At 70.9% G+C, this 16,478-nt stretch carries 17 protein-coding genes; 9 read left to right on the top strand and 8 right to left on the bottom strand.

Annotated elements, in window-relative coordinates:
• Positions 1–98: 98 nt before the first annotated feature.
• Both FXO23_RS00975 and FXO23_RS00970 read left to right on the top strand, forming a co-directional pair.
• Positions 99–794, top strand: coding sequence for an ABC transporter ATP-binding protein (locus FXO23_RS00975; protein WP_179956638.1), 696 nt, complete (start codon positions 99–101; stop codon positions 792–794).
• Positions 791–3,019, top strand: a complete 2,229-nt coding sequence (locus FXO23_RS00970; RefSeq protein WP_158879555.1) for an ABC transporter permease — start codon at positions 791–793, stop codon at positions 3,017–3,019. Before FXO23_RS00975 ends, FXO23_RS00970 begins: the two co-directional genes overlap by 4 nt.
• Before the next feature lie 54 nt (positions 3,020–3,073).
• Here the strand turns inward: FXO23_RS00970 and trmB are convergent, their stop codons facing one another.
• The 6 genes from trmB to FXO23_RS00940 all read right to left on the bottom strand — a co-directional run bounded on the left by trmB (position 3,074) and on the right by FXO23_RS00940 (position 8,138).
• A complete protein-coding gene (gene trmB, locus FXO23_RS00965; RefSeq protein ID WP_158880059.1) occupies positions 3,074–3,769 on the bottom strand; it encodes a tRNA (guanosine(46)-N7)-methyltransferase TrmB in 696 nt (231 codons plus the stop codon).
• 52 nt (positions 3,770–3,821) lie between these two features.
• The gene (locus FXO23_RS00960) at positions 3,822–4,316 is read right to left on the bottom strand and encodes a hypothetical protein (RefSeq protein WP_246256803.1); all 495 of its coding nucleotides are present in this window, start codon (positions 4,314–4,316) and stop codon (positions 3,822–3,824) included.
• 280 nt (positions 4,317–4,596) lie between these two features.
• A complete protein-coding gene (locus FXO23_RS00955; RefSeq protein ID WP_158879553.1) occupies positions 4,597–5,343 on the bottom strand; it encodes a hypothetical protein in 747 nt (248 codons plus the stop codon).
• Positions 5,340–6,251 carry an ABC transporter ATP-binding protein gene (locus tag FXO23_RS00950; protein ID WP_158879552.1) on the bottom strand — a complete coding sequence of 304 codons (912 nt, stop codon included), beginning with the start codon at positions 6,249–6,251 and terminating at the stop codon, positions 5,340–5,342. Before FXO23_RS00950 ends, FXO23_RS00955 begins: the two co-directional genes overlap by 4 nt.
• A 159-nt stretch (positions 6,252–6,410) precedes the next feature.
• The gene (locus tag FXO23_RS00945) at positions 6,411–7,169 is read right to left on the bottom strand and encodes an ABC transporter permease (protein WP_158879551.1); all 759 of its coding nucleotides are present in this window, start codon (positions 7,167–7,169) and stop codon (positions 6,411–6,413) included.
• A 24-nt stretch (positions 7,170–7,193) separates the two neighbouring features.
• Positions 7,194–8,138, bottom strand: a complete 945-nt coding sequence (locus FXO23_RS00940) for an ATP-binding cassette domain-containing protein (protein WP_158879550.1) — start codon at positions 8,136–8,138, stop codon at positions 7,194–7,196.
• Between the two features lie 291 nt (positions 8,139–8,429).
• Between FXO23_RS00940 and FXO23_RS00935 the strand changes: the two genes are divergently transcribed.
• The 3 genes from FXO23_RS00935 to FXO23_RS00925 all read left to right on the top strand — a co-directional run bounded on the left by FXO23_RS00935 (position 8,430) and on the right by FXO23_RS00925 (position 11,014).
• On the top strand, positions 8,430–8,996 hold the full coding sequence (locus tag FXO23_RS00935) for a TetR/AcrR family transcriptional regulator (protein ID WP_158879549.1): 567 nt from the start codon (positions 8,430–8,432) through the stop codon (positions 8,994–8,996).
• Between the two features lie 28 nt (positions 8,997–9,024).
• Entirely contained in the window at positions 9,025–9,945 is a 921-nt protein-coding gene (locus FXO23_RS00930; protein ID WP_158880056.1) for an SDR family oxidoreductase, read from the top strand.
• A 79-nt stretch (positions 9,946–10,024) separates the two neighbouring features.
• The gene (locus tag FXO23_RS00925; RefSeq protein WP_246256801.1) at positions 10,025–11,014 is read left to right on the top strand and encodes an endonuclease domain-containing protein; all 990 of its coding nucleotides are present in this window, start codon (positions 10,025–10,027) and stop codon (positions 11,012–11,014) included.
• Here FXO23_RS00925 and FXO23_RS00920 read toward each other — a convergent pair.
• Positions 11,011–11,667: a response regulator gene (locus FXO23_RS00920; protein WP_158879548.1), complete on the bottom strand. Its 657-nt coding sequence runs from the start codon at positions 11,665–11,667 to the stop codon at positions 11,011–11,013. The two genes, FXO23_RS00925 and FXO23_RS00920, sit on opposite strands and share 4 nt — an antisense overlap.
• Positions 11,664–12,830: a sensor histidine kinase gene (locus FXO23_RS00915; protein ID WP_425484829.1), complete on the bottom strand. Its 1,167-nt coding sequence runs from the start codon at positions 12,828–12,830 to the stop codon at positions 11,664–11,666. The genes FXO23_RS00920 and FXO23_RS00915 overlap by 4 nt, the downstream gene beginning before the upstream one ends.
• A gap of 153 nt (positions 12,831–12,983) precedes the next feature.
• On the opposite strand from FXO23_RS00915, the gene FXO23_RS00910 reads away from it, so the two are divergent.
• The 4 genes from FXO23_RS00910 to FXO23_RS00895 all read left to right on the top strand — a co-directional run bounded on the left by FXO23_RS00910 (position 12,984) and on the right by FXO23_RS00895 (position 16,469).
• Positions 12,984–14,555 (top strand): dynamin family protein, encoded by a 1,572-nt coding sequence (locus FXO23_RS00910; protein WP_158879547.1) that lies wholly within the window; start codon positions 12,984–12,986, stop codon positions 14,553–14,555.
• Positions 14,556–14,681: 126 nt separating this feature from the next.
• Positions 14,682–15,347: a YqeB family protein gene (locus tag FXO23_RS00905; protein WP_218951866.1), complete on the top strand. Its 666-nt coding sequence runs from the start codon at positions 14,682–14,684 to the stop codon at positions 15,345–15,347.
• Positions 15,348–15,350: 3 nt separating this feature from the next.
• Entirely contained in the window at positions 15,351–15,947 is a 597-nt protein-coding gene (locus FXO23_RS00900; RefSeq protein ID WP_158879545.1) for a TetR/AcrR family transcriptional regulator, read from the top strand.
• Between the two features lie 3 nt (positions 15,948–15,950).
• Positions 15,951–16,469 (top strand): nucleotide exchange factor GrpE, encoded by a 519-nt coding sequence (locus FXO23_RS00895; protein WP_179956637.1) that lies wholly within the window; start codon positions 15,951–15,953, stop codon positions 16,467–16,469.
• Positions 16,470–16,478 lie beyond the last annotated feature (9 nt).

The raw sequence follows: 16,478 nt of genomic DNA, 5'->3' as shown, positions 1-16,478 counted from the left end.
CCCGCGCCTGATGGCCGTCTGCCCGAAGTGGACACTCCGCGGTTTCGGCGACGCTGCGTCCCGAGCAATTCGCCAGCGAAAAACCGAAGGAGAACGTGGTGACTTCAGCATGGCCGACCGGGGCGCCGGTACTTTCCGGCCGCGGACTGGTCAAGCGGTACGGCGACCAGCACGCGCTCGCCGGGATCGACATCGACATCCAGCCGGGTGAGGCGGTCGCGATCGTCGGCCCGTCGGGTTCCGGCAAGACCTCGCTGCTGCACGTGCTCGCCGGGATCCTGCGCGCCGACGCCGGCGAGATCACCCTGTCCGGCCGCCGGATCGACCAGCTCGGCGAGAAGAAGCGCAGCGAACTGCGCCGCCGCGAGTTCGGGTTCGTGTTCCAGTCCGGGATGCTCGTCGCGGAGCTGACCGCCGAGGAGAACGCGGCCCTGCCGCTGCTGCTCGGCGGCGCCGGTCGCCGCGAGTCCATCGCCGCCGCCCGCGAGTGGCTGGGCAAGCTGGGCTTGCGCGGCAAGGAAACCCGGCGCCCGGGCCAGCTTTCCGGCGGTGAGGCGCAGCGGGTCGCGATCGCGCGGGCGCTGACCCACCGGCCGAAGGTGATCTTCGCCGACGAGCCCACCGGCGCCCTGGACACCCGGACCGGTCGCGACACCATGAACGCGCTGCTGGTCGCCGCCGCGGACACCGGCGCCGCGGTGATCGTCGTGACGCACGACCGCGAACTCGCCGACTCGCTGCCGCGGACCGTGGCCATCCGCGACGGGCTCATCGCCACCAAGGTCGCCGCATGAACGCCCTGAAGATCGCGTTCCGGGTGCTGCGCGTCGACCGGCGGACCCGTACCTCGGCGATCCTGACCGCGGTCGGCGTGGCGGTGGCGACCGGTCTGGTGCTGCTCCTGGTGAGCCTGCCGTTCGCCACCCAGGCCCGCGCGCAGCGTGCGCTCTGGCAGGAGCAGCCGCATTCGATCTCCGGTCCGGACAAGGCCGCGCTGCTCTACGCCACCAGCAGCGACTACTCACACGGCGAGAAGATCACCCGGGTCGACGTGGCCGCCGTCGCCGATCCGTCCACAGTGGAGCTTCCACCGGGGATCGGGAAACTCCCCGGACCGGGCGAGGTCCTGGTCTCACCGGAACTCGGCAAGCGGCTGCACGGCCTGCCCGGCTCCGAACTCGCCGACCGCTTCGGGGCGAAACCGGTCGGCGCGCTCGGCCCGGACGCCCTCCAGTTCCCGGAGCAGCTGGTCGCGCTGGTCGGGCACACGCCCGAGGACATGCCGGAAAGCGGGATGCCGATCGCCGGGTTCGGCACCGGGACCGCGGAACCGGATCCGCTGCTCGAGCTGCTCGCCGGGGTCGGCGTGGTCGTCCTGCTGGTGCCGAGCCTGGTGCTGGTGGCCTCGTCCGCGCGGCTCACCGCGGCCCGCCGGGAACGCCGCCTCGCCGCGTTGCGCCTGGCCGGGGCGACCCCGGGCCAGGTGAGCGGGATGGTCGCCGCGGAAACCGCGCTCAGCGCGGTCGGCGGCGCGCTGCTCGGGCTGGCGATCAGCCCGGCCCTGCACGGGCTGGCCACGCTGGTGCCGTGGGCGGGCGGCACCTGGCAGGCGAGCGACTTCACCCTGCCCGGCCCGCTCACCGCGGCGATCGTGGTGGCCATCCCGGTGCTGGTGGTGCTGGCGGGGGTGCTCGGGCTGCGCCGCGTGGTCCGGTCCCCGCTCGGCGCGGCCGGGCGGCACGCGCCGAAGGCGCCGCACTGGTGGCGGCTGCTCGCCCTGCCCGCCGCCGGTTTGGTGTTCTTCTTCGCCATCTCGACCACCAAGAGCGCCGGGGGCCCGAGTTTCGTCTTCCTCGGCCTGGCCCTCGTGGTCGGGTCCGCGGCGGTGGTCGGCCCGTGGGTGACCGCCGCGGTCGGCGGCACGTTCGTCCGCGTCTGGCGCCGGCCCGCCGGGCTGCTGGCCGGGCGGCGGCTGCGCGACGATCCGAAGGGCGCCTACCGGGCTTCGGCCGGGGTCGTGCTCGCGGTCTTCGCCGGATCGATGGCGCTGACCCTGCTGCCCAGTTTCGAGTCCATGGCCGGCGGCGGCCGGTCCTTCCAGGATTCGGTGCTCTACGTGGACACCGACGCGGCGCACGCGGGGCCGATGGTGGACAAGGCCAACGCCGAACTCGCGCGCTACGGCCTGGCCGAACGCGCCACGCCGATCGGCGAGGCCACGGTGACCGACACCAACGGCTCCAGCGTGCGCGCCCTGGTGATGCCGTGCGCGAAGGCCGCCGAACTGACCCGGTTCGACCTCGCCGGGGCGTGCGGCGGGCCGGGCGTCTACAGCACGGTCCCGTTGAACGTGTCGAACCTGTCGGTGAGCGCGCGGTACGGGCAACCGGGCGCGCCCCTCGCGGTGGGCACGCCGCTGCACCAGCTCCCGCGGGGTTCGTCCGAGCTCTACGGTTCCGCGATCGTCGACCCGTCCGTGGTGCCCGCCGGGGTGGTCCCGGACGACGTCACGGTCGCCGTGCCCAGCACCGCCGCCAACCGCGAGGTGGTGCGCACCGCGCTGGTCGGCGCCGCGGCCGGGGCCCAGGTGCAGAGCCGGGAACTGCGCCTGGAGAGCCAGCAGACGCAGCTGTCCGATCTGCGCCGGGTCACCGTGATCGGGCTGGTCGCCGCGGGCGTGCTCGCCGGATGCAGCGCGGCCGTCGCGACCGCGGGTTCGGTGATGGACCGGCGCCGGACGTTCGGCGCGCTGATGGCCGCCGGGACGCCGGTCCGGGTGCTCGCCCGGGCGCTGCGCACCGAGGCCGCGCTGCCCGCGCTGGTCGCGACGATCGGGGCCGGGGTGACCGGTGTGCTCGTCGGGCTCGGCCTGTTCAGCATGGTCAACCAGGGATCGATCGTGCTGAGCCCGTGGATCCTGGCGCCGGTGGTGCTCGGCGTCGGGGTGGCGGTGCTCGCCGCGTCGGTGTGCACACCCGCCCTCAACCGCGTCCGCTCCGAACCACTCGCGGACGAATAGGCCAGGGGGTCGCGCCCCGGTCGCCCTCTCGTCGGGGGGAGGGCGACCGGGGCTTCACACCTTTTCGAAGATCAGGTCCCGGCTGATCCGGCCCTCTTCCCGGGCCCGGCTCTCGAACTTGGTCACCGGGCGCCAGCCCGGCCGGGGCGCCCAGTCCGGATGCCGGTTCCGCAGGGCGGGCTCGGCCGAGCACACCTCGAGCATCTGCTCCGCGTAGTGCTCCCAGTCGGTCGCCAGGTGCAGGGTCCCGCCGGTCGCCAGCCGGGACGCCACCAGCGCCACGAACTCCGGTTGCACCAGCCGCCGCTTGTGGTGCCGCTTCTTCGGCCACGGATCCGGGAAGAAGATCCGCACCCCGGACAGCGACTCCGGGGCGATGTGCTCGGTCAGCAGCACCACCGCGTCCCCGTTGAGCAGGCGCAGGTTCCGCACCCGCAGCCGCTCGGCGCGCAGCATCAGCTGACCCAGCCCGGCCTCGTACACCTCGACCGCGACGTAGTTGACCTCGGGTGCGGCCGCCGCGAGCTGCGAAGTGGTCTCGCCCATCCCGGAGCCGATCTCCAGCAGCACCGGCGCGGGGCGGGCGAACCAGTCCGCGAAATCGATCGGGCCCGGGGGCAGTTCGGAAACCTTCCAGCCCATCGACGGCCAGAGTTCGTCCCAGGCCCGTTGCTGGGCGACGGTCATCCGCCCGCCGCGCTGGACGTAACTGACCACGCTGCGCATGCGCGGCCGCTGCTCGCTCTCCAAAACCCCGCTCAACTTCCCGTTCGATCCCAGGAAGTCGCACGATAGCCGGGGCTCAGCGAACGGCTTCGAACTCCCCCAGCCGGGCGCGCAGCCCGGCCAGACCGGCGACCGCGATCGGTGCCGGGGTGGTGCCGCTGTGTGCGGGCAGCACGTCGATCCAGCCCGGATGCCGGTCGGTGTTGAGCACCGTGGTCGGGATCCGGTGCCCGGACGGGCCCCGCTCGGACGGCATGAACTCCCAGTACCCGGACTCGCCGTCGGCGGCCCACGGCACGTACTCCCAGCCCGGCCGGCGGCTGAGCAGCTGCGCCACCCGGTCCTCGACGCGGAACCCGTCGTCCCGCGATTCCAGTTCGCCCTTCGCGACCGCCCGCAGCCACCACGGCGCGGGAACGGGATCGCCGCCCGCGCTCATCGAGCGGAACAGGGCCAGGACGTGGTCCTCCGGCGCGCGGTGCACCCAGGCCTGGCGGATCTCGGACGGTTTGGTCGCGGTGGCCGCGATCCGGGGAAGTTCGATCGCCTGCGACCATTCCAGACCGACCATGGGCTCAAGCCGGGGCCGGGGCAGACTGGGCCGGACCGCGGGACGTTCGACTTCTCGACCGATATCCACCGTCAAGGGTCACCTCCGTAGAGCTGCGTGACGGGATTGCTCGTTTCCGTTCCGATACCTCGAATATCGCCTGGTGACGGCCGCGCGTCCGCTCGCTGTGAGGCGGCCCACGCGGTCTTAACGTGGTCTTAATCCGCCGCCCTGCGGTATTGCGACACGTTACGTCGTATTGATCTCGCGAAACGTTACTTCGGGCAAATCGGACAGCTGATCAGGAGTCGCGGCGATCGGTGACCAGCACCCCGGCGGCGAACAGCGCCAGGCAGAGGGCCGCGAAGTACAGGCCGTAGCCGAGCGGGCCCATCGGCAGGTCGCCCAGCTTCATCGCGGACATGGCGAAGTCGCTGCCGGTGAACTGGCCCGCGGCGAAGAACGGCATCCACTTGTAGAGGTCGTCCCCGATCCCGGGGATGAGGAGCACCAGCCCCTCGACGAGCTGGGTCCACACGAGCACCACGGCGAGCGCGAAGCCGGTGTTGCGCAGCAGCAGGCCGACGCCCACCCCGAGCAGCCCGGTGAGCAGGAAGAGCGGGGCCTGCCCGGCCACCGCGCGCCAGTCCGCGCCGCTGTTCAGCGCCAGGTCGACGTCCGGGGCGAGCAGCGTGCCGATCAGCCACGCGCCGAATCCGACGACCAGCCCGACCAGCGCGGACCAGGCGCCGACCACCACGCCCTTGGCCAGCAGTGCGGGTTTCCGGCTGGGCACCGCCTGGAAGGTGATGCGCATGGTGCCCCAGTTGAACTCGGTCGACGCGGCGAGCACGGCCAGCACCAGGATCACCGTGCGGCCGAAGGACGCGGCCACCTGGGTGTTCGCCACGGACATGCTGACCTCTTCGCCGGACAGCCCGACGAACAGGGCGGTGAAGCCGAGCGACGCGGCGATCGCGATCGCGGTGCACCACCACGGCGCCCGGGTGCTGAACAGCTTGATCCGCTCGGCGGTCAGCAAACTCATCGGACGACCTCCCCGGTGTGGAACTCCACGGCGTCCCCGGTGAGTTGCATGAAGGCCGCCTCCAGCGATCCCCGTTGCGGGCTCAGTTCGTGCAGCGTGGCGCCCGCCGCGAAGGCGAGCTCGCCGATCTCGTCACTGTCCAAATGGGACACCAGCAGGGCGCCGTCCTCCTCGCGGAACTCGGCGTCGCGTTCGGTCAGGGCCGTGCGCAGCGCGTCCAGCTGCGGGCTGCGCACACGCACGGTGTGCTCGGTGGCGCGGGCGATGAAGTCCTCGGTCGTCCCCTGGTAGATCAGCTGACCCTTGCCGATCACCACCAGGTCCTGCGCGGTCTGCGCCATCTCGGACAGCAGGTGGCTGGACACGAAGACGGTGCGGCCCTCGTCGGCCAGCGCGTGCATGAGCTCGCGGATCCACCGGATGCCCTCGGGATCGAGCCCGTTGACCGGTTCGTCGAACAGCAGCACCCGCGGATCACCCAGCAGCGCGACCGCGATGCCCAGCCGCTGCAGCATGCCGAGCGAGAACCCGCCCGCCTTCTTCTTCGCCACCCCGCTCAGCCCGACCAGGTGCAGCACCTCGTCCACCCGGGCCCGGGGGATCTTGTTCGTGGCGGCGATCCAGCGGAGGTGATCGCGGGCCGAGCGGCCGGGATGGCGCAACCCGGCGTCCAGCAGGGCGCCGACCGTCCGAAGTGGATCGCGCAGCTGCCGGTAGTGCTTGCCGTCGATGAGCACGCGCCCCGCGGTCGGGCGGTCGAGGCCGAGGACCATCCGCATGGTGGTCGACTTGCCGGCGCCGTTCGGGCCGAGGAACCCGGTCACCCGCCCCGCGTTCACCGTGAACGACAGATCGTCCACCGCGAGCGTGCTGCCGTAGCGCTTGGTGAGCCCGGTTGCCTCGATCATGTCCGCATCCTTCCAGCCCCGGCGGCGGAGGGCGAATGCTCGTACGGGTAAGGCCCGGGTCGCCCCCCGAAAGGCGACCCGGGCCTTCTTTCCCCTATCCGGTGGTTGCCGCTCCCCGTTTTTCGCGACGGTCTCCGGAGTTTTCCCTGTGGTGGTCTCTCACGCGTCGCGCTTCTTCGCGACGCCGATCGCGATGGCCAGCATGACCAGTGCGAATCCGGCGAAGTAGGCCAGCGCCCAGGCCGGGCTCAGCGTCGAGGTGGACAGCGGCGGGCCGTCCATCTCGGCGCCCCGGGCGGCGCCGTCGCCGGTGAGGAACTTGTTGGCCACGTTGAACGGCAGCCAGTTGTAGATGTCGTCGCCGACGCTGGGGATGAGCCGGACCAGGCTCTCCACGGCGAGGGTGTAGATCATCAGCAGCGCGATGGCGCCGGCGCTGTGCCGGACCAGGACGCCGACCGCGATCGCGATCACCGCGGCCAGCGCGTAGACCACGCCGACCCCGGCCACGTTGATCCATTCGGCCGCGCTGTTGAGCGCGAAGTCGGCGTTCGGCTTGATCACGTTGGCGATGCCCCACGAGCCGAAGGCGGACAGCTCGCCGATGACCAGTGCGAGCGCGGCGACGACACCGGTCTTGGCCAGCAGCGCCGCGGCCCGGTTCGGAACCGCCTGGAAGGTGGTGCGGATGGTGTTGAAGCGGTATTCGGTGGTCACCGCGAGCGCGGCCAGCACCATGATGACCGGCAGGCCGAACTGGTAGCCGAACTGCGTGCTGGCGACCGTGCCGGCGCCGCTGTCCGCGGTGCCGGTGATGAGCGCGGCGAAGCCGATGGTGACCGCCAGCGCGATGAGCGCGCACCACCACGGCGATCGGGTGGTGAACAGCTTGATGCGTTCCACTGCGAGCAGAGTCATGGTCTTCTCGAATCTCCTGGCTGGTCAGCGGCCGGTGGGCGCGAGCACCTGGGTGGCCTCGGCTTCCAGTCCGGTGTGGTACTCGACGGCGTCCCCGGTGATCTGCATGAACGCCTGCTCCAGCGAGCCGGTCTGCGGGCTCAGCTCGTGCAGCACGATGCCGTTGTTGGCGGCCAGTTCGCCGATCTTCTCACTGTCCAATCCGGACACGACGAGGCCGCCCTCGGGGTCGGGGGTGATGCCCGCGCTGGCCGAGCGCAGCGCACCGGCCAGCTGGTCGAGCTGCGGGCTGCGCACCTTCACCGTGTTCTCCGCCGCCCGGGCGACGAAGTCCTTGGTGCTGCTCTGCGAGATCAGCTGCCCCTTGCCGATCACCACGAGCTGGGAGGCGGTCAGCGCCATTTCCGAGAGCAGGTGGCTGGACACGAACACCGTGCGGCCCTCGTCGGCCAGCCGGTGCATGAACTTCCGGATCCACAGGATGCCCTCGGGGTCCAGGCCGTTGACCGGCTCGTCGAACAGCAGCACCTCCGGGTCCCCCAGCAACGCCCCGGCGATCCCCAGCCGCTGCGACATGCCCAGCGAGAAGCCCCCGGCCCGCTTGCCCGCCACCGAGGTGAGGCCGACGGTCTCCAGCACCTCGTCCACCCGGCGCGCGGGCAGCTTGTTCGACTTCGCCATCCACGCCAGGTGCGCCCGCGCCGAGCGGTTCGGGTGCACCCACTTCGCGTCCAGCAGCGCGCCGACCGTGCGCAGCGGGTGCTTCAGTTCGTGGTAGCGCTTTCCGGCAATCGTCACATGCCCGGAAGTGGGATTGTCCAAACCGAGAATCATGCGCATGGTTGTCGATTTTCCGGCGCCATTCGGGCCGAGAAAACCGGTCACCCGACCGGCTTCAACGCTGAACGACAGATTGTTCACCGCCAGCGTCTTGCCATACCGCTTAGTGAGGCCTGCCGCCTCGATCATGTCTCCTCCTGGCTGCGGTTTCTCCCCCGCGGTGACGCGTGGTGGATCGGTGTCCTACTGAGCGTGGCGCCGATGCCGATTCATTGCGACTGACGTCATCTTTTCGGATTCACAGGTGGAAGCGCGTCATCCTGCAGGCCGAACTTTCACCCCGACTCGGGTAGTACTTTGGGCCATTTTCCGGCGGTAGGCGATCGGTGATGACCCTGAATAGACCCTGATCCCCGGCGCGGGTGCGACCAGGGTCACCCCCGGCTTGCCGAAGTTAATGAACGGTGCTTCAATAACTCCATGGCGCGACCACGCAGCATCACCGACGAGCGGTTGCTCACCGCGACCGGCGAGGTGATCGGCCGGCACGGGCCCGGGTTCACGCTCGCGCAGGTCGCCGAGGAGGCGGGGGTCGCGGTCGGCACCGTGGCCCACCGGTTCGGTTCGAAACTGGGCCTGCTGCGGGCGCTGAGCAGGGAGAACACCCGGCAGGTGGTCGAGCGGATGCGGGCGCTGGCCGAGCATCCGGACGGTCCGGTGGCCGGGCTGCGGGCGGCGCTCGTCTGCGTATACGACCTGCTCGGGGACGCGGAGACGGCGGCGAACCACCTGGGGCAACTGGGGGTGGACATCGGCGATCCCGAACTGCGGGCGCTGCTCGGCGAGCACTTCACCGCGGTGGAGCGGGAACTGCGGGTGCTCGTGCGGGCCGCGCAGCTGCCCGGGGCGCCGCCGGTGAACCGGGCCGCGCGTGCGCTGTTGTCGGTGATCAACGGGGTCGCGATCGACTGGTCGATCCGGCCCGAGGGCCCCCTGGTCGACCGGCTGGAAGAAGACATCGACGCGGTGCTGGCGGGCTGGCGCTGAGAATGGGGACCGAGCGGTGAACAAGGATCTGACGGGCAAGGTCGCGGTGGTCACCGGGGCGACCCGGGGCTGCGGCCGGGCGATCGCGGTCGAACTGGGCCGGGCGGGGGCGACGGTGTTCGTCACCGGGCGGACCACCCGGTCGGCGGGGTCGCCGATGAAGCGAGCGGAGACCATCGAGGACACCGCGGAACTGGTCGACGCGGCGGGCGGACGCGGGATCGCGGTGCGCTGCGACTTCACCTCGGTGTCCGATGTGGACTCCCTGCGGGATCGTATCGAGTCCGAAGTAGACGGACAGCTGGACGTGCTCGTCGATGACGTGTGGGGCGGGGATCCGTTCGTCGACTTCGATTCGGCGTACTGGGAGTCCTCACTCGACAACGCGCTGCTGGTGGTCCGCAACGCGGTGGACACCCATCTGATCGCGCTGCACCGCCTGCTGCCGCTGGTGGTGCGGCGGCCGGGCGGGCTGGTCATCGAGGTCACCGACGGCGACAACGACGACTACGTGGGTGCCGGGATCCCGTACTACCTGGCCAAGTGCAGCATCCGGGCGATCGGCCGGGCACTGGGCGCGGAATTGCCGAAGCACGGGTGCACTGGGCTGACCGTGACCCCGGGTTTCCTGCGGTCGGAGTTCATGCTGGACCATTTCGGGGTCACCGAGGAGAACTGGCGGGACGCGGTGACCGATCCGGGCAATCCGCACGGCCCCGATTTCGCGATCTCGGAAACCCCGTCCTACCTGGGCCGCGGTGTCGCCGCCCTGGCGGCCGATCCGGAGGTCTCCCGCTTCGCCGGGAAAACCCTCGCCTCGTGGACCCTCATGCACGAATACGGTTTCACCGACGTCGACGGTTCCCAGCCCGACTTCGGCCGCTGGATGACCGAAGTCCGCGACCGCGGCCTCAACCCCGCCACCACCGACCCGTCGCCCTACCGCTGACCCCGAAAGTGGCGGCACTTTCGGGCTCCTCCTTCCCGAAAGTGCCGCCACTTTCGGATATCCACAGGCGTCGCCGGATGTGGACAACTCAGGGCTTGATGATCTTGGTCCGGGATTCTGGTCAGGGTCTACCGGCATGCTGAATTACGTGGCTCGCACAGATGTTCTCGATCCCGGCGACTTGACTGGCCCTTTCCTCGGCGGGCAAGCCGTCAGTGAGGGTTGGTTGTCCAAGGAACAGCTCTACTCTCCGCTGTTCCGACGGCTTTTCCACCGGGTCCACGTACCGGCAGGAATTCCACTCACTCATGAGTTGCGCTGTGCGGCGGCGGCACTGGTCGCGCCACCGGACGCAGTGCTCACGGGATGTTCGGCCGCCGTGGTGCGGGGTTTCGGTCTGGTGACCGAGCGGGAGCCGGTCGAATTCATCGTGCCGGAGCGGGCGAGGTTCATCGCCCAGCGCGGCATGCACATCCGGCGAACCAAGTATCCCGATATCGACAGCGAGCCGTGGCGGGACATCGGCCTGGCCACACCGCTGCGCATGGCCTTCGACATCCTGATCAACACTCGGCTGCACAGATCGCTGCCCCGCGTAGTCGGACTGCTGGACGTGCTCGTGCGCGGCGGAGCCGTGGACCTGGCTGCCCTCGCGACGTTCGTCAAACGGCGCCACGACCACGGCGTGGTTCGTGCGCGCAAGGCACTGGAGCTGGCCGATTCCCGCGCGGAGTCGATTCCCGAATCCGAACTGAGGGTCTGGCTTCGGCTCGGCGGGCTAGAACCCGAGGTGCAGTTCGAGGTCTATGAGCGGGGTCTGTTCCTCGGTCGCCTGGATCTGGCCTTTCCTCGATGCAAGCTCGCGGTCGAGTACGACGGGGAATGGCACGGCGAAGGCGACCAACCGAGGCTGGACGCCGAGCGCCGAGCGAGAATGCGTGCGGTCGGCTGGGATTTCGTCGTGGTCACCAAGGACCAGCTCTACGGCGACCCGGCGGGGGTGGTGGACCTCGTGCGCGACCAGCTGGCCCGAAAGCGCGCGCACTTTCGGGATCGGCGGAGGGGCTAGGTGAGGCCGGGGCGGGTGAGGCCGGTTTCGTAGGCGAGGACGACGGCTTGCACCCGGTCGCGCAGGTTCAGTTTCGACAGGATCCGGCCCACGTGGGTTTTCACGGTGGCTTCGGAGAGGAACAGGGTTTCCGCGATTTCCAGGTTCGACATGCCCTTGGCGATCAGCACCAGCACTTCCCGTTCCCGGTCGGTCAGCGCGCTCAGCACCGATTCGTCCCGCAACGGCCGCCCGCCGGCGCCGATGAACCGGTCCAGCAGCCGCCGGGTGACGCTCGGCGACACCACCGCGTCCCCGCTGGCCACCGCCCGCAGCGCCGACACCAGGTGGTCCGGCGGCGTGTCCTTCAGCAGGAACCCGCTCGCCCCGCTCTGCAACGCGGCGTACACGTATTCGTCCAGGTCGAACGTGGTCATCACCAGCACCCGGGCGGTCCCGGCGTCGACGATCCGCTTGGTCGCCTCGACCCCGTCCAGCACCGGCATCCGCACGTCCATCAGCACCACGTCCGGCCGGGTTTCCGCGGCCAGCCGCACGGCCTCCTCGCCGTCCCCGGCCTCGCCGACGATGTCGATGTCCGGCTGGGCGCTCAGCACCATCCGGAACCCGACCCGCATCAACTCCTGGTCGTCCACGACCACAACCCGCATCACGGCGCCAACCTAACCGGCAACGTGGCGTGCACCCGCCACCCGCCACCCGGTCGGGGGCCCACCTCCAGCGAGCCGCCGAACACGTGCGCCCGTTCCCGCATCCCGATCAGCCCGTTCCCGCCGGGCATCGGCCCGGTCGCCGGGATCAGCGCCGGGGAGCGGCCCCCGCCGTCGTCGGTGACCTCGACGTCCACCACTTCCCCGTCCTGCCGGATCCGCACCTCGGCCCGCGCGCCCCGGCCGGCGTGTTTCAGCGTGTTCGTCAGCGATTCCTGCACGATCCGGTACACCCCGAGCGACACCCCGGCGGGCAGCCCGGTCAGCGAGCCTTCCAGGTCGAGCCGCACCGGCACCCCCGCCGCGCGGACCCGGTCGGCGAGTTCGGCGAGCGAATCGGCCCCCGGCTGCGGCACCCGCGGCTCCCCCTGGGCGTGGTCGTTGCGCAGGACGTCCAGCAGCCGCCGCAGTTCGGCCAGCGCCTCCCGCCCGGTCTCGGAAATGGTCCGCACCGCCCGTTCCGCGAGTTCGGGATTCGACCGGATCGCGTACGAGGCGCCGTCCGCCTGCACCACCATGACGCTGACCGCGTGCGCCACCACGTCGTGCAGTTCGCGCGCGATGCGGCCGCGTTCCTCGCCGACGGCGAGCCGGGTCGCCTGGTCCCGTTCGGTCTCCAGCAGGTGCAACCTGGCCTCCACTTCCGCGTGGTACGCGCGCCGCGCGCCGACGAACTCCCCGAGCACCCAGCAGAACGCCAGGGTCAGCCCGAGCATCAGCGCCTCGGCGGGCAGGTCGTTCGGGGTGTCCAGCATCAGTTGCACGCCGCTGACCACGAACGTCGCGACGAGGTAGAGCGCGCCGCGCCGCCGCCCGGCGTAGACGACCACCGTGTACACCATGATCGCCCCGCCGAGGAAGCTCGCGACCCCGAGCTTCAGGACGCTGTGCGGCACCCCGACCAGCAGCACCAGGTACGCGGCCGTCAGCGGGTACTTCCGCCGGAACACCAGCGGCGTCACGATCGCGATGCCCAGCGGCAGCGTGACGTACCAGGCGGGCAGCGGCGGTTCATCCTCGACCGCGTCTCCGACCAGCAACAGCAGGTCGAACAGGGCGAGCGTCACCGCGATGAGGCTGTCGCCGACCATCGGGTGCGCCCGCATCCAGAGACTCAGCCGTCGCACGCCAGCAGCCTATGTCCGGCGCCGCCGGTCCCGCGTCGCCCGGCGGTAGCACGCTGGGTGCGACCGGAGGATGACACTCATGGCACGATTCACGCCGGGGAAGGACGCGGTTCGACGGGAGGGCACGGACTCGTGACGGCAGCCACGGAGCAGGGCCACCTCGCTGGCCCGCTGTCGGTCTCGGTCGCCAACCTGTGCCGGCGCCTGCAGCCGCAGGTCTCCGCGCGCACGGCCGCCGGGTTCGCCGAGGTCATGCGCCGGCTCGGCGCGCCGCTGCAGGTGGCCGTCGCCGGCCGGATCAAGTCCGGGAAGTCCACCCTGGTCAACGCGCTGATCGGCCGCCGGGTCGCGCCGACCGACGTCGGCGAGTGCACCCGCCTGGTCACCCGCTTCCAGTACGGCACGGTCGACCGGATCGAGGTCGTCTTCAACGACGGCCGCAAGCAGGTGCTGCCGTTCGCGCCGGACGGGATGATCCCGGCCGAGCTGGGCGTGGACATCGCCGAGGTCTCGCACATCGAGGCCTACCTGACCAACGCCGTGCTGCAGGGCATGACCGTGATCGACACCCCGGGCCTCGGCTCGCTGGACGCCGCGTCGGTCTCCCGGACCGAGCAGCTGCTCGGCGCCGCCAAGCACCGCGCGGACGACGAGGACGAGGAAGGCTCCGACGAGCTCGACGACACCTCCCGCAACGCGGTCGCCGGCGCCGAGGCCGTGCTCTACGTGGTCACCCAGGGCATCCGGGCCGACGACCAGCAGGCGCTGGCCGCGTTCACCGCCGCCACGGCGAGCCGCGAGGCGGGCCCGGTGAACGCGATCGCCGTGCTGAACAAGGCGGACACCATCGCGCCGGAGTCGGTCGAGGGCGCCGACGGGGCGGAGGACCCGGTGTGGGCCGCCGCGCGGATCCTCGCCGAGAAGCAGGCCGCCACGCTCAAACCGCGGGTGGCCGACGTGCTCCCGGTCATCGGGCTGATCGCCGAATCCGCCGAGTCCGGCGGTTTCACCTCGGCCGACGCCGAAGCCCTCCGCCAACTGTCCACATTGGACGACGACATCCTGGACACGATGTTGCTCTCGGCGGACATCTTCACCAGCTGGGAATGCGAGGTGCCGAGCGGGACCCGGCTGCGGCTGCTGGAGAAACTCGACCTCTACGGCGTTCGCCGGGCGGTGACCGCGATCCGGGCGGAACCGCGGATCACCGCGGGGGCCCTGCGCCGCACCCTGCTCGACGCCTCCGGCCTGGCCGCCGTGCGGGCGCGCCTGAACGTGGTGTTCGCCGCGCGCGCGGACGGCATCAAGGCGGCGGCCGCGCTCGCCTCGGTGACCGCGCTCGCGCACGCGTCCGGCGACCCGGCCGAGCGCCAGCGCGTGCACGACGCCATCGAGGTGCTGCTGGCCAAACCCGAGGCGCACCAGCTCCGGCTGCTGGAGGCGCTCACCCTGGTCGCCTCCGGCGCGGTCGACATGCCCGAGGACCTGGTCGAAGAGGTCCTGCGGGTGGGCAGCAACGCCGATCTCGGCGCCCAGCTGGGCATGCCCGGCCGCCCCCGCCCCGAACTCGCGGCCTTCGCGCTGGAGCGCGCGGGCTGGTGGCGCTCGTTCGCTTCCTTCGGCGCGACACCCGCGCAGAGCCGCGTCGCGCACGTCGTGCACCGCGCCTACTTCCTCATCTGGCAACAACTCCGCGAGAACTGACTGGCTACGCCCAGTGCCACCCCGACCCCGGGTTGTTAGCCCGAGCGCGCGGTCTAATAATGGGGCCCTATGCAGGCCGACAGTTCGGGGACGCAGATGACGGGTCAGGCCGGAACAGAAACAACCGTGGCGGAGCCCAAGTGGGTGCAGATCGGCTCGTGGATCATCTGCCCGGTGCTCGGAGCCGTGGCGGGTTACCTGCTGCGGCTGCTCGCGGGCTGGGTGGTGAACCTGCCCTGGGTTCCCTTCGAGGGCCCGCTCAAGCTGTACAACTCGATCCCGGAACCGGCGCGGACCCTCGGCGCGATCGCCATCGGTGTGATCGCCGGGCTGGTGTTCGCGTTCTTCTGGGCGCAGGACCGGCTTTTCGTCACCATCTCCGCCGAGCGCGTCGGCCTCAAGCGCGGGGACACCGAAAACCACCTCGAGCGCCCGGCGATCAGCTCGGTCTTCCTCGACGGCAAGAAGCTCGTGTTCCTCGGCGAGTCGGGTGAGGAACTGGCCCGCGAAACCTGGGAGATGAACAACGAGCGGCTGCGCGAGGTCTTCCGGGAGCACGGGTATCCGTGGCACGACGGCGGCGATCCGTACGCGGGCGAGTACAAGCTCTGGGTCGAGGACACCCCCGATCTCCCGGGTTCGGCGAACGCGTTGCTCAAGGCCCGCAAGCGGGCGCAGGAGAAGCGCGAAACCGACGAGGCGGCGGAGATGCGCCGCGAACTGGTCAAGCTCGGCGTCGTGGTGCGCGACGACAACAAGCGCCAGTACTACCGGTTGGCCAAGCAGAACTAGCGCGTGCGCACCGTCGATCCGGTCCGGCACGAGGCCCGGCGCCGCCACATCGTCGAGGCGGCCGCGGTCTGCTTCGCGCGCAAGGGTTTCGAGAAGACCACGACCGCCGAGATCCGCACCGCGGCCGGGATCAGCACGGGCAGCCTGTTCCACTACTTCCCCAGCAAGCGGGCGATCTTCCGGGCGGTCTTCGAACTCGACGGCGAGGAGACCGCCCGGAAGATCGCGGAAGCCGGGAACGCCGCGGACCCGTGGGCGGCGATCCTGGACCTGGTCGATTTCCTGACCGCCCCGCTCGCCGATCCCGCGGTGGCCGGGCTCGCGGTCGAGGCCGTGGCGCAAGCCGGGCGGGACCCCGAGTTCGCCGCGCTGATCACCCGCAACGACCACGCCCTGCGCGAGGGCCTGGCCGGACTGCTCCGGCGGGCGGCCGCGCAGCACCGGATCGACCAGGACCTCGACCCCGCCACGGCCGCGACCTGGATCGTGACGCTCGTCGACGCGCTGTACTCGCGGGCGAGCATGGACCCGGACTTCACACTCTCCGGGCAACTGCCCATACTTCGGTTGGTCCTGACCAGATTCCTGCAGGGGCGGTGACGGGTGGCTGCGTGGTTCCGCAGGGACGCGCCGGACGAGAATCCGGACGACGAGCCGACCGGGCAGATCCCGGCCAGGGTCATCGCCGAACTGGCCGCCGAGACCGAAGCGGAATCCGAAGCGGGCGAACCCGGAACCGATCCGGACACCGGCGCGTCGAAACCCGGTGTGGAACCCGTACCCGCACTCGCCCCGGCCGGTCCCGGCTCCCTCGAACAGGCGCTGGCCGACCGCCAGGCGCTGATCCAGCTCTGCCTCTACGCGCTGGATCGGGCGCGCAGCGGCGGGGTGGTCGAGCGCATCGAACAAGGACTCGCCGGAATCGGGGTGACCGCGCTGCGCCCGGACGGCCAGCGGTTCGACCCGGCCCGGCACGAAGCGGGGGGCGCGGTGGAGACCGAGGACGCGGCGCTGGACGGGGTCGTCGCGGAGACCGAGGTGGTCGGCTTCGCCGAGGGCGACCGCCTGCTGCGGGCCCCGATTGTCACGGTGTACACGCTGCGCGCGAGCAGATTGGGCTAGGGTTTCACA

It is taken from the genome of Amycolatopsis anabasis, from assembly GCF_009765355.1.
Lineage (GTDB): Bacteria > Actinomycetota > Actinomycetes > Mycobacteriales > Pseudonocardiaceae > Amycolatopsis > Amycolatopsis anabasis.
Note: the sequence above shows the minus strand (reverse complement) of the source record. Positions and strands in the feature narration are given on the sequence as shown.